We start from the raw sequence: 13,471 nt of genomic DNA, 5'->3' as shown, positions 1-13,471 counted from the left end.
TAAATTGAATGGCTTTACTTGTTTTCCCATTGCTGGGTATAATAAAATAAAGGTCAATAAAGGTCAAATGCATCGAAGGAGGATGTTCAATGGATATAAATAAAATGACACAAAAATTGCAAGAAGGCGTGATGGAAGCTCAGTCTGAAGCAATTAAACGAAATCAGCAGGAAGTGGATGTTGCTCATTTGCTTTATACGCTTATTCATCAGCAAGATGGTATTGCTCCTCGCATATTAGATCATTTACATATCGATTATCACTCTTTTCAGCAGCAGGTAAATCAATTGCTTGCGAAAAAACCAGCCGTTACCGGAAGTGGAGCTGAAGCAGGGAAGGTTTATATTACAAATAAACTTCAGCAGCTGTTTGTGAAAGCTCAAGAAGAAGCATCTCGTCTGCAAGATGATTATGTTTCAGTTGAGCACCTCTTTTTAGCGTTAGCACAGGAACCTTCTTCTAGTGAATATGGAAAGTTATTTTCAAGTCACGGTATAACAAAAAAAGCTCTGCAAGATGTGCTTACTAATCTTCGAGGGAATCAGCGTATTACAAGCCAAAACCCAGAAGTTACATATGAAGCGTTAGCTAAATATGGAAGAGACTTAGTAGCAGAAGTACGAGCAGGGAACATTGATCCAGTCATTGGACGAGACGGAGAAATTCGCCGCGTTATCCGCATTTTATCGCGAAAAACAAAAAATAATCCAGTGTTGATCGGAGAACCTGGCGTTGGTAAAACAGCGATTGTTGAAGGTCTAGCACAGCGTATTGTTCGCCGAGATGTGCCTGAAGGATTAAAAGATAAAACCATTTTTTCATTAGATATGGGAGCTTTAGTAGCAGGAGCGAAATTCAGGGGAGAATTTGAAGAGCGTTTAAAAGCTGTTCTTCAAGAAGTTAAGAAAAGCAACGGCCAAATTCTTTTATTCATTGACGAGCTTCATACAATCGTTGGAGCAGGCCGTACGGATGGAGCGATGGATGCAGGGAATATTTTAAAACCAATGCTTGCTAGAGGAGAACTTCACTGTATAGGAGCTACAACTCTTGATGAGTACCGTCAGTATATTGAAAAAGATCCAGCGCTTGAAAGACGCTTTCAACAGGTGCTGGTTGAAGAACCTTCAGTAGAAGATACAATCTCTATTTTGCGTGGTTTAAAAGAACGATTTGAAATTCATCACGGTGTAAACATTCATGACCGAGCGATTGTTTCAGCAGCGGTTATGTCTGATCGTTATATCTCAGACCGCTTTTTACCTGATAAAGCAATTGATTTAATTGATGAAGCATGCGCAACCATTCGAACAGAAATTGATTCGATGCCATCAGAATTAGATGAAGTAACACGACGTGTCATGCAGCTTGAAATTGAAGAAGCGGCATTAAGTAAAGAAACAGATCAAGCAAGCATCACAAGGTTAGAGGCAATTCGAAAAGAAGTCTCTGATTTAAAAGAACGTGCAGATACAATGAAGCTGCAGTGGGAAAAAGAAAAGCAGTCGATTCAAACGGTGCAAGATGTTCGGGAGAAGCTTGAAAAAGCGAAGCGAGACCTAGAAGAAGCTGAAGGGAAATACGATTTAAATAAAGCAGCTGAACTTCGCCACGGACGCATTCCAGCTCTTGAAAAAGAACTAAAACAGCTGGAAGAAACAGCTGCTGAAAAAGCACAAGAAAACCGTTTGTTACGAGAAGAAGTAACAGAAGAAGAAATTGCTGAAATTGTAGGAAGATGGACGGGAATTCCGGTATCAAAACTAGTTGAAGGGGAAAGAGAAAAGCTGTTGAAGCTTGAGTCAATTTTACAGCAGCGTGTGATTGGACAAGACGAAGCCGTATCCTTAGTGACGGATGCTGTGATTCGCGCACGGGCAGGCATTAAAGACCCGAACCGTCCGATTGGATCATTTATTTTCCTAGGACCTACCGGAGTAGGAAAAACGGAGCTAGCCAAAACGTTGGCACATTCTTTATTTGACAGTGAAGAACAAATGGTTCGTATTGATATGTCTGAGTACATGGAAAAGCATGCGGTCTCTAGGCTTATAGGAGCGCCTCCTGGCTACGTAGGATACGAAGAAGGCGGGCAGCTAACGGAAGCGGTAAGACGCAAGCCTTATTCAGTCGTTTTGTTGGATGAAATTGAAAAAGCCCATCCCGAAGTATTTAATGTGCTCCTTCAAATACTAGATGATGGAAGAGCAACAGATTCAAAAGGAAAAGTCATTGATTTTAAAAATACAGTTATTATTATGACGTCGAATATCGGTTCTCAATTTTTATTAGACGGTTTAACAAGTGAAGGCGAGATTACTGAAAAAGCTAGAGAGCAAGTGATGGCTCAATTAAGACAGCATTTTCGTCCAGAATTCTTAAATCGAGTAGACGACACGATTTTATTCAAACCGCTAACTGTTCATGAAGTAAAAGGGATTATTGATAAGCTATTGCTTCAGCTTGAAAAGCGTTTATCCGATCGTCATATTTCGTTAACGTTAACAGAAGAAGCAAAAAATTATATTGCAGCCTCCGGGTTTGATCCGGTATACGGAGCTCGCCCTTTAAAAAGGTTTATTCAAAAATATATTGAAACAAAAATTGCCCGAGAATTAATTGCAGGGCAAATTGAAGATTATAGTCAAGTGACAGTTGATGTAAAAGATGATGAGTTTGTTGTCAGCGTATAAGTTTTCTAAAAAGACCATTCATGATATAAATTGAATGGTCTTTTTTTGCTATTAAAAGCAGCTCTCCTTTTAAAATAAATAAAAAGAAATGAAAGAAAATACGTGAGAGCTAAGCGTAAAAACTTATTCAGTTTTAGGTTGTAGAATATATCTAATTCATTTATGATAATACAAAATGGGCAAAGGAGCATGAATGAGCACATGAAGGACCGTATAGAGCTTATATATGACGAAGCATACGATTTTATAGATCAAGCATTAACTAAAATAAGAGCGCTGGATAAAAATGATCTTCAAGCTGAAAATGAAGAAGTGCAGGAAAAGGCAGAACGGACAGAGTTTGCACTTCAAGCTGCACGAGATATTTTAGAAAATATGATTATCCCGGGTAAAAAATTGACTTTTATTTACGAAAAAGGTTCTGTGGTAGTAGAAATTCCCGATAAAAAATAAAAACGACTTCCTTTTATGGAAGTCGTTTTTATTTTGGCAATGCAAAGTGCTCATCAATGGATGCATCACTTTTTCGATACTGCCCGGGTGTCATATTGGTTGTTTTGCGAAATACTTTTGTTAAATAATTGGCATTTGCATAGCCGACGTTTTCAGCAATTTCTTCAATTGAGTACTTGGTTTGATGCAATAGCTCGGCCGCTTTTTGAATGCGAAGCTTCGTTAAGTATTGAATCGGCGTAATCCCAGTTGTTTGTTTGAATAATCGGCTAAAATGATAGCGAGATAAATGAGCTGCATCTGCCATTTCATCCGGACCAATTTCTTCATGATAGTGATTACGGGCAAATAAAATAGAGCTAATGATACTTTCAGGCCAATCTTCTGTAAAACTGTCCATGCTTTTAATATATTGGTACAGCTCCATTACAAAGCGGTAAGATAAGCTTGAGGCATGAAATGGATCTGCTATATGTTTTTCACTTGCCCGTTTATATATTTGAGCAAGCAGCTGAACAGGTGCTGATTCAGGATGAAATCTAATTACAGGGGAGTGGGTTGACTGAATATAATCCCAGCATTTTTGTACTTCATCTCCGTATAATGTAAGAAAAATAAACTCCCAGTTTTCACTTTCCTTTGGTAAGTAATAGCGATAATTTCCAGGTATATTGACGATGAATGCTTTCCCAGCATCCACTTTATATTCTTGTCCATCTATTTCAATCATCCCGTACCCAGAAACCGTGTATTGAAAAATATATTTCCCTACGTCTTTTCGCTGATTTCCGCTCCAGTTATAAAGGGGAGAGAAAACTTCATCCCACCCAACAGACCATAGCTGCGCAACTTCATTTGTGCGGGATTCTAAAAACCTGTATGCGTACGTTGAATATTCTTGAGCTTGGAAATGTGAGAGCAAATTTTCACCTTCTTTTTGAAATAAAGTAGTACTTAATTCTTACTTTAACGTAATCGCTTTCATTTTTCTATAATTTTTTGAAAATATCGTGATTATTTTTAGGGAATGTCTTTAAATCTATTATTTTCTTATAATTTGCAAGTCAAGGCTCACATAAAGATAACGCCTTTTTGGCGCAAGAGTAGTTCATCGTCAATTCAAAAGAATCATTTTTAAAGGTATAAGCAAAAAAGTACCGATTATCGATAGTAATTTTACCATTGAGGCAAGGAAAATTGGACTTTACAATGTACATATGAATCCGTTTCCAAAAAACTACTTAAAATAGGTGATAATAAATGCTGGGAAAATTAATCGAAGAGTTCAAACAAATATTTCATTCGTCAGAAGCTATTCGCTGCTTTTTTGCGCCAGGGCGTGTCAATTTAATTGGAGAACATACTGATTATAATGGAGGGCATGTTTTTCCTTGTTCATTGAGTATAGGAACGTATGCGGTAGTACAAAAACGTCATGATCGAAAAATACGTATGTACTCTAAAAACTTCTCTGAAGCAGGCGTTATTGAATCCTCTTTAGAGCAATTAACGTACAAAACCGAAGATGATTGGGCTAATTATCCAAAAGGAGTAATGGATACCTTTAAAAAGCACGGATATGACCTTCCTTTTGGTTTTGATATCTTGTTTTTCGGCAACATTCCTAATGGAGCAGGGCTTTCATCGTCGGCATCAATTGAGTTAGTCACATGCGTACTTTTAAATAAAATTCTTGAATTGAATATTGAGATGATGGACCTTGTGAAAATGGCGCAGCAATCTGAAAATGAATTTATCGGCGTAAGCTGCGGGATTATGGATCAGTTTGCAATTGGAATGGGAAAAGAAAATCAAGCCGTATTGTTAAACTGTCAAACTCTTGAATACCAGTATAGCCCGCTGCAGTTAACGGATGCTGTGCTCGTTATTTCTAACACAAATAAGCGAAGAGGGCTGGCAGATTCAAAATATAATGAGCGCCGTATGGAGTGTGAAAGAGCGCTGGCAGATTTACAAACGTCACTTTCCATTAATTCGCTTGGTGATTTAACCAAAGAACAATTTGAAAAGCATAAATCTTTGATACAAAACGAAGTAGATTGTAAGCGCGCTAAACATGCGGTATATGAAAATGAACGCACAAAAGAAGCGGTTGCTAAATTGCAAAACGGTGATTTAAAAGGGTTTGGTCAATTGATGAATGAATCGCACTGCTCGCTGCGAGATGACTATGAAGTAAGCGGGAAAGAACTAGATGCTCTTGTAGAAGCAGCTTGGCTGCAAGAAGGTGTGATTGGATCACGCATGACAGGTGCAGGCTTTGGCGGCTGTACAATCAGCATCGTAAAAAAAGCACAGGTTGATAGGTTTATTGAGGAAGTAAAAGACGCCTACTATAAGAAAACAAGTTTAGAAGCTGAATTTTATGTGGTTACGGTTGGAGAAGGAGCGCGTGAACTCACATTAGAAGCAGTATAAGAGAAAACAGATAGAGAAAGGAACGAGTGTATGTCAGTCAACATTCATGAAGAAATCACCCGACTTATTCAATATGGTTTACAAAAGAATCTATTAACAAAATGGGATATAGATGTGGTGAGAAATAAACTGCTGGAAGTGTTAAAGCTCGACGAATGTATTATAGTAGAAGTCAAAGAAGAACGTCTGGAACATCCAGCTGCTATTTTAGACAACATGCTTGATTGGGCTGCAGAAAACAATCGAATCGCCGAGAATTCTATCACGTATAGAGATTTATTCGATACCAAAATAATGGGATGCTTTGCAAGCATGCCTTCAGAGGTTAATCGGACATTTTATGATCACTATCAGCAAAGCCCCCAAAAAGCCACAAGCTATTATTATAAGCTGTCAAAAGACATTCACTATATTCGCAGAGATCGAATTGCTAAAAACGAAAGATGGGTAACAAACACTGACTTTGGAGAACTTGAAATTACTATCAACTTATCAAAGCCGGAAAAAGATCCAAAAGCAATTGCAGCAAGTAAATCATTGAAGGAAAGCAACTATCCGCTGTGTCTTCTATGTAAAGAAAATGCTGGTTATGCAGGTCGTATTAACCACCCAGCTCGTCAAAATCACCGGATTATTCCTGTGGAATTGCAGGAAGAGCTGTGGTACATGCAGTTTTCACCTTATGTTTATTATAATGAACATGCCATTATTTTTGCGAGTGAACATACACCCATGCATATTTCAAAGCAAACGTTTAAGCGGCTGCTTGCCTTCGTTGAACAATTTCCACATTATTTTTTAGGGTCAAATGCAGATCTACCCATCGTAGGAGGATCTATTTTAACTCATGACCACTTTCAAGGCGGCTATCATGATTTTCCTATGGCTAAAGCAAAAATAAATAAATTGTTCTCTCTTAAAGCATATCCAAACGTGAAAGCTGGAATTGTTCATTGGCCGATGTCGGTCGTTCGTCTTCAAAGTTCGCACCTTGCACCATTAGTGGAAGCAGCGGATTTCATTTTGAAGAAATGGAAATCATATAGTGATCAAAGTGCTGGTATTTTAGCTTTTACAGATCAAACTCCTCACAACACGGTCACGCCTATTGCTAGGAAAAGAGGAGATTTGTACGAATTAGATTTAGTACTGCGAAACAATCGAACAAACGGCAAACATCCAGATGGCATTTATCATCCGCATGCAGAAGTTCACCATATCAAAAAAGAGAACATAGGTTTAATCGAAGTAATGGGGCTTGCGGTTTTACCCGGTCGTTTGAAAGACGAAATGAGTCTAGTGGCCAAAGGGTTAGTTCAGAATAACCTGAGCGAGTTAGCCAGCAGACATGATCAAGTGCAAAAACACGTGAAGTGGGCGGAACAAATCAAGAAAAGATATCCACATATTGAAGAGCAAAATGTCCAAAGTATTCTCCAACAAGAGCTTGGTTTGGTCTTTGCAACTATTTTAGAACATGCAGGTGTGTTTAAACAAACTGCTGAAGGGCAGCTCGCATTCAGTCGTTTTATGAATTCGTTAAATGAAGCGTAAATCATTAATAAAAACAGGCAGCTCGTAATGAGCTGCCTGTTTTTATACAGTTAGGGCATGCTGTTTTAAAAGGGTATACAGAGCCTGTGTTCCTTTATTATCATCGCCTTGTTTTTCGAGCTGTTCATAAAGCGATTTTGCTAACTTTAGCCCTGGTGTATACAGCTCCATTTCTTCAGCTGATTCAATGGCAATTTTCATATCTTTAATAAAGTGTTTAATATAAAAACCTGGTTCGAAGTCTCCTTTAATCATGCGAGGAGCTAAATTACTTAACGACCAGCTTCCCGCTGCGCCTGTTTCAATACTTTTTAGAACAGTATTCGGATCTAATCCGGCTTTTTCAGCATAAAGTATAGCTTCGCATACACCCATCATATTGGAGGCAATAGCGATTTGATTGCACATTTTTGTATGTTGACCAGCACCTGCGCTTCCTTGAAGAACGATATTTGTCCCCATTTTTTCAAGTATAGGTGTAACGGCAGAGAATGCTTCAGAATCGCCTCCTACCATAATCGCTAATGTTGCTTTCTGAGCCCCAATATCGCCTCCTGAAACAGGAGCGTCAAGCGCATGAATGTGCTTCTCTTTTGCTGCTTGATAAATCTCACGAGCAAGTATAGGGCTCGATGTCGTCATATCAATTGTATAGCAGCCTTTCTTTGCATTATGTATAATGCCGTCTTTGCCTAAATAAATCTCTTTTACATCGTGAGGGTAGCCTACCATGGTGATAATAACATCAGATTGTTCGGCCACTTCTCGAACGGTTTCTTTCCATTTGGCCCCTTTTTCAAGTAATGCTTGAGCACGAGTTTTTGTTCGTGTATAAACAAGGACTTCATATCCTGCGTCAATTAAATGCCCGGCCATGCTTTGACCCATAACGCCTGTTCCGATAAAACCAATTTTTTCTTTAGTCACAGCAGTATTCACTCCTAAAATTAATAGTTTGATTATTCTAAAATTATATAGTTAAAGTTTGGGATAATCAATGATTCCGACTATATACAAATCTAGAAAAGTACTCTCAGTCCTGTGTCTTGAATACGAGGTAAGGAAAGAAAGTACTGAGAAGAGCCTATGCCAAAAGATAAAAAAAAGCGCTGGCTTTACAGCCAACACTTTTTAGTGGTGATTATTTGCTGGTTTATTCGGTACACCCAGTTCTCCAATCAAAATTACAACTAGCGTGAAAACTACTCCAAGGATGGAAGCGGTTGCGAAACTGTAAGTACCGCCCGTCATTGCAGAGATTACGTACACTGCCATATTCATTAGTAAAAAGCCCCAAACAAAAGCCATTACGACACGCATTCTATTCACCTCGTTTACAGTACAGTTTGATTTCATTTTAGCATATAGCAGTCAAATAAGAAATTGAATTTTTTATGAATAAATAAGGGGCGTGTTCCCATGCAGAAACAAAAGAGCAATAAGTCAGAAATAGGCATTATTCTAGTGCGCTTTTTGATGGTTCTATCATACACTGTATGGAACAACTAGTAAGTTACGGAGGAAGAGCTATGATACATCGACGCTTTTTTAGCTTAGATACGCAATGGAATGTCGTACATGTCCCTGAACGGCCGAATGGTTTCGGTGTGTTAGTATTGGGTGATAAAGATCATTTTGTTGAAAGTTCAACTAGCTTATGGATTCAGCACGGCGGAAGGTCACAGCTGTTGCAATGTTTACAAGATGAAGGATACACAGTATTTTATTCCAATTTATATGGCCGGCATTGGGGGTCTCCTGAAGCATATCACCTTGCAAAACAACTTTATCATTTAGTAATGAAACAAGAAATTTTAAATAAACGAATTCATATTTTAGCTGAAGGAATGGGGGCTCTGTTAGCGCTGCAGCTAATGGAAAATGACGGGAATACGTTCGTTCGATCAGCTGGTTTACTAAATCCATGTATTGATCTTCATACGCATGCAGAACATGAAAAAAATAATAAATTTTTTTATAAACAATTCACGAAGGACTTGACTCAAGCTTATAAAGTGGAGCGGAAGCAAGTATCAAAGTTAATTAAGGAGTACCCTTCTGTTACAGAATTAAAATCAACGCTGCCCGTGAAGATATGGACCGCGCCTAATGCCTCTACTCATTATCCAATTGCACACAGTAAAAAATATGAACTACATCGTGAAGAACTTCACTCTCCGATTATGCTTTCACTTTATTTACCGGAAAAAAACTATTTGTTTGAACGGTCCCTTCTCCAATTTTATAAACAGCATGAAAAAGTGTTATAAGCAAAGCTTCTATGATTATACATATCATAGGGGCTTTTTGTATAAGAGATAAAATGAAAAAAGAGTTCATGATGCTTTTACAGGTGGGCTTCTTTGAAATAAGGAATGAGTGCCCTCTATAACTATAGGGATTTAAGCTTTTTGTTGAATAAATGATGAATGAAGAATTGGAGGAAGCGATATGGGAAATGTAGTAGTAATAGGAGCAAACCGCTTTATTGGTTTTCATTTATGTATGGCTTTTTTAGATGAAGGTACAGAAGTAAAAGGGTATACACATTCTGCTCATAAAGAAGAAGATGATTTGCAGGAAGAGATGAAATTTTTCTTAGGGCGAAACGCTAATTATGCATCGACTGAAGTAGGAGAGTCATTAGATATGATTACCTCAGAAACGGATATTGTCTACTTTACGTATTTCGATGGAGGAGATTTTTATCATCCTGATTTTTTAAGACAAGAAATGCAAAAAGCGCAGCAAGTGCTCATTCAAGCGCTTAACAAATGCCGTCAATTCAACATTCGATTTGTGTTTGTTTCTACCATGCGCGTATTTGGAGACCAGCAGCGAAAGATTGAAGAAACAACGATTCCAGAACCGGACAGTAGTGAAGGAAGGCTATACGTTCATTTTGAGCGAATGATAGAGAAATATAAAGATGATGGATGGCCCATTATAATTGTCAGAACGCCGACTCTTTACGGACCTTGGCAGCCTTTGTCAATGTGCTATTCCAAAAATATTGCCGGGTACGAAGAGGCATTTAACATTATGGAAGGCACAGATTTTATTATTTATATTGAAGATGCCGTCAGTGCACTTAGACGCTGTAAAACTGCTGCATATTCATATGAAGTGGTTCATTTAGTTGAAGAAAAGTTACAGCCTTGGAGCGCAGGAGCAAACATTACTCATATGGAGGTGAAGGAAGAAGCGGCTCAAGAAAAATATAAAATCAGCAGGAAAGCGAAAGAACTGCTGCATTTTTCTTCAAAAGTAACGGCTAAAGAAGGGATTTATCTGCAAAAAAAACATATGAGAACATTCTTTTTACCTCTTCATTAAAAGGAGAAAGTTGTACTTATAGAATAGATTCGCTAATATAAGGAGGAATAAATGTTTTTAATAAAGGAGATTTCACTATGGAAGAGCAAAATATGCAATTCATGCAAATTGCAATGAAGTACTTGCCAGAAGCAAAACAGATCTTAGATGAAACAGGCGTTGAGTTATCAATGGAACACGTACAGCCGGTATTGACATTACTAACAAAAGTAATGAACGACGCTTATGAGCTTGGCAAGCAAGATGCATTAGCTGAAAATGAAAACAACTAAAGAAAACAGCTCGGTAGAATCCGAGCTGTTATTTTTGTTTGGAAAATAAATCGACTAAAGGGGTAAACTGTTTAAGAAGAGGAGCTAGTTCTTCGACGGCGAGTACAATTTCATCGATTTGTTTAAATAATCGTTCCCACTCCTCTCGTTCTCTTTCTTCTCTTGATTTTCTGCGCCCAGCTCCAAACATAAAATCAGAAAAATCTTCATTTCTTTGTCTTCTTGCCATGATACTCATTCCTTTCACTATTTTTTAATGGTGGGTAAGTTCTTACCTAATGTCCCATACTAGAGTAAGAGGGTCCCGTATGATTACTATATGTAGCATGATAGATACCTGAGTAGGACGAACACCTATATAGACAAAAAATAAAAAATGAAGTAAAATTAGTACCAACTCATAATAATTGATTATATAATCGATAAATGAAATGACGGATATAGGTTTTATAGGAATATAAGCCTTTTATTTAAAGGAGAGGTTGATATGAACGCTGGTGTTCTAGGAATTGGACGTTATGTACCAGAGAAAGTTGTAACAAATTTAGATCTTGAAAAAGTAATGGATACATCAGATGAGTGGATTCGTACGCGCACAGGTATTCAAGAGCGCCGAATCGCAGCCGATAACGAGGACACATCTGATTTAGCTTATAAAGCAGCAGTTGAAGCTTTACATAAAGCTAACGTCAAAGCAGAAGATATTGACATGATCATTGTTGCTACGGTAACGCCAGACCAACCATTTCCTACAGTATCATGTATGCTACAAGAAAAATTGGGCGCAAAAAAAGCAGCTTCTTACGATGTGAGTGCCGCATGTGCAGGATTTATGTACGGCATGATTACAGCTAAGCAATTTATCGAAACCAATGCTTATAAGCATATTTTAGTAGTTGGTGTAGAAAAGCTTTCTAAGATTACAGATTGGGACGACCGTAACACGGCTGTTTTATTTGGAGACGGTGCAGGTGCGGTTGTAATGGGACCAGTATCAGAAGGACGAGGCATTTTATCCTTTGAATTAGGATCCGACGGTACGGGAGGCAAGCACTTGTATCAAAACGAGCTTGATCATATTGTCATGAACGGACGTGAAGTATTTAAGTTTGCTGTTCGACAAATGGGGGAATCTGCTGTTAATGTAATTGAAAAAGCAGGTTTAACAAAAGAAGATGTTGATTTTCTTGTACCTCATCAAGCGAATATTCGTATTATGGAAGCTGCAAGACAGCGATTAGATTTGCCTGAAGAAAAAATGTCTAAAACAATCCAATACTACGGCAATACATCAGCAGCATCGATTCCAATTTCAATTGTTCATGAGCTTGAAGCAGGGAAAATTCAAGATGATGATTTAATTGTAATGGTTGGCTTCGGAGGCGGCTTAACATGGGGAGCTATTGCTATTAGATGGGGAAAATAACACTACATTTTTAAAGCAACTGAAGGAGATGAATGTACGATGAATAAAAAACGTGTAGTTGTAACAGGACTTGGTGGGCTTACACCAATTGGAAATGACGTAGAAACAGCTTGGAAAAACGCAGTAGCAGGCGTGTCTGGCGTTGGTCCTTTAACAAGACTAGATGCAGATGAATTCCCGGCTAAAGTAGCGGCTGAAGTAAAAGATTTTAACGTGGAAGATTTTATTGACCGCAAAGAGGCTCGTAAGATGGATCGCTTTACTCAATATGCAATGGTAGCTGCATTGGCGGCTGTTAAAGATGCGGATTTGACTATTACAGAAGAAATTGCTCCAAACGTCGGCGTTTGGATTGGTTCTGGAATTGGCGGTATGGAAACGTTTGAAAACCAATATTCAACGTTATTAGAAAAAGGTGCCCGCCGTGTAAGTCCATTCTTTATTCCGATGATGATTCCTGATATGGCAACAGGACAAGTTTCTATTGCTTTAGGGGCGAAGGGTGTGAACTCTTGTACGGTAACGGCATGTGCGACAGGTACAAACTCTATTGGTGATGCGTTTAAAGTCATTCAACGCGGAGATGCAGACGTGATGGTGACGGGCGGTACGGAAGCGCCAATCACGCGTTTATCTATTGCTGGTTTCTGTGCGAATAAAGCACTTTCTACAAATCCAGATCCTGCAACAGCATCTCGTCCGTTTGATAAAGACCGCGACGGCTTCGTTATGGGAGAAGGTGCGGGGGTTATTGTGCTTGAAGAGCTTGAACATGCACTAGCGCGCGGCGCACGTATTTATGCTGAAATTGTGGGCTATGGTTCAACTGGAGATGCTCACCATATCACAGCGCCAGCTCCAGGAGGAGAAGGCGGCGTTCGTGCAATGCGTCATGCGATTGAAGATGCAGGCCTACAGCCAAGTGATATTGATTACATCAATGCTCACGGTACAAGTACAGGATACAATGATAAATTTGAAACAATGGCTATTAAAGAAGTATTTGGTGACCACGCTCAAAAAGTAGCAATTAGTTCAACAAAGTCAATGACTGGCCACTTGTTAGGAGCTGCTGGCGGAGTAGAAGCTATTTTTAGTGTGAAAGCAATTCAAGACGGTATTCTTCCTCCAACAATTAACTATCAAACACCTGATGAAGAGTGCGATTTAGACTACATTCCAAACAAAGCGCGTAAGCAAGAAGTAAAAGCGGTGCTAAGCAACTCACTTGGATTTGGCGGTCACAACGCAACAATCATCTTTAAAAAATACGAAGCATAATGAAAAATTCTAGGCTG

General features: G+C 38.7%; 13 protein-coding genes. 9 read left to right on the top strand and 4 right to left on the bottom strand.

The annotated features are described in order from the left end of the window. The first annotated feature begins 89 nt into the window (after positions 1-89). Both clpB and MMB68_RS17615 read left to right on the top strand, forming a co-directional pair. Positions 90-2,693, top strand: a complete 2,604-nt coding sequence (gene clpB / locus MMB68_RS17620; protein ID WP_221785534.1) for an ATP-dependent chaperone ClpB — start codon at positions 90-92, stop codon at positions 2,691-2,693. A 201-nt stretch (positions 2,694-2,894) separates the two neighbouring features. Next, positions 2,895-3,146, top strand: coding sequence for a hypothetical protein (locus MMB68_RS17615; protein WP_014461601.1), 252 nt, complete (start codon positions 2,895-2,897; stop codon positions 3,144-3,146). A gap of 28 nt (positions 3,147-3,174) precedes the next feature. Here MMB68_RS17615 and MMB68_RS17610 read toward each other — a convergent pair whose 3' ends face one another. Then, a complete protein-coding gene (locus MMB68_RS17610) occupies positions 3,175-4,068 on the bottom strand; it encodes a helix-turn-helix domain-containing protein (RefSeq protein ID WP_013081740.1) in 894 nt (297 codons plus the stop codon). A 338-nt stretch (positions 4,069-4,406) separates the two neighbouring features. On the opposite strand from MMB68_RS17610, the gene MMB68_RS17605 reads away from it, so the two are divergent. Both MMB68_RS17605 and galT read left to right on the top strand, forming a co-directional pair. Next, a complete protein-coding gene (locus MMB68_RS17605) occupies positions 4,407-5,585 on the top strand; it encodes a galactokinase (protein WP_221785533.1) in 1,179 nt (392 codons plus the stop codon). 30 nt (positions 5,586-5,615) lie between these two features. Continuing rightward, the gene (gene galT, locus MMB68_RS17600) at positions 5,616-7,139 is read left to right on the top strand and encodes a UDP-glucose--hexose-1-phosphate uridylyltransferase (RefSeq protein ID WP_221785532.1); all 1,524 of its coding nucleotides are present in this window, start codon (positions 5,616-5,618) and stop codon (positions 7,137-7,139) included. A gap of 42 nt (positions 7,140-7,181) precedes the next feature. Here the strand turns inward: galT and MMB68_RS17595 are convergent, their stop codons facing one another. Together MMB68_RS17595 and MMB68_RS17590 are read right to left on the bottom strand one after the other, a co-directional pair. Further along, positions 7,182-8,066: an NAD(P)-dependent oxidoreductase gene (locus MMB68_RS17595; protein WP_221785531.1), complete on the bottom strand. Its 885-nt coding sequence runs from the start codon at positions 8,064-8,066 to the stop codon at positions 7,182-7,184. A 204-nt stretch (positions 8,067-8,270) separates the two neighbouring features. Further along, positions 8,271-8,459, bottom strand: a complete 189-nt coding sequence (locus MMB68_RS17590) for a YjzD family protein (protein WP_013055400.1) — start codon at positions 8,457-8,459, stop codon at positions 8,271-8,273. Between the two features lie 209 nt (positions 8,460-8,668). Here MMB68_RS17590 and MMB68_RS17585 point away from each other — a divergent pair, with 209 nt between their 5' ends. The 3 genes from MMB68_RS17585 (at position 8,669) to MMB68_RS17575 (ending at position 10,747) form a co-directional block, all read left to right on the top strand. Then, a complete protein-coding gene (locus tag MMB68_RS17585; RefSeq protein ID WP_013081744.1) occupies positions 8,669-9,409 on the top strand; it encodes a hypothetical protein in 741 nt (246 codons plus the stop codon). 181 nt (positions 9,410-9,590) lie between these two features. Beyond that, positions 9,591-10,475 (top strand): NAD-dependent epimerase/dehydratase family protein, encoded by an 885-nt coding sequence (locus tag MMB68_RS17580; RefSeq protein ID WP_221785530.1) that lies wholly within the window; start codon positions 9,591-9,593, stop codon positions 10,473-10,475. A gap of 77 nt (positions 10,476-10,552) precedes the next feature. Beyond that, on the top strand, positions 10,553-10,747 hold the full coding sequence (locus MMB68_RS17575) for a ComZ family protein (RefSeq protein WP_013081746.1): 195 nt from the start codon (positions 10,553-10,555) through the stop codon (positions 10,745-10,747). A gap of 28 nt (positions 10,748-10,775) precedes the next feature. Here the strand turns inward: MMB68_RS17575 and MMB68_RS17570 are convergent, their stop codons facing one another. Continuing rightward, entirely contained in the window at positions 10,776-10,976 is a 201-nt protein-coding gene (locus tag MMB68_RS17570; protein WP_221785529.1) for a hypothetical protein, read from the bottom strand. Between the two features lie 258 nt (positions 10,977-11,234). Between MMB68_RS17570 and MMB68_RS17565 the strand changes: the two genes are divergently transcribed. Together MMB68_RS17565 and fabF are read left to right on the top strand one after the other, a co-directional pair. Then, positions 11,235-12,173 carry a beta-ketoacyl-ACP synthase III gene (locus MMB68_RS17565; protein ID WP_028407464.1) on the top strand — a complete coding sequence of 313 codons (939 nt, stop codon included), beginning with the start codon at positions 11,235-11,237 and terminating at the stop codon, positions 12,171-12,173. A 39-nt stretch (positions 12,174-12,212) separates the two neighbouring features. Beyond that, complete coding sequence (gene fabF / locus MMB68_RS17560; protein WP_013055405.1) at positions 12,213-13,454, top strand: beta-ketoacyl-ACP synthase II; 1,242 nt, start codon at positions 12,213-12,215, stop codon at positions 13,452-13,454. Positions 13,455-13,471: the final 17 nt, after the last annotated feature.

This window comes from Priestia sp. Y58 (genome assembly GCF_029522095.1).
Taxonomy (GTDB): domain Bacteria; phylum Bacillota; class Bacilli; order Bacillales; family Bacillaceae_H; genus Priestia; species Priestia megaterium_E.
This window is presented reverse-complemented; position numbering and strand designations above follow the sequence as displayed.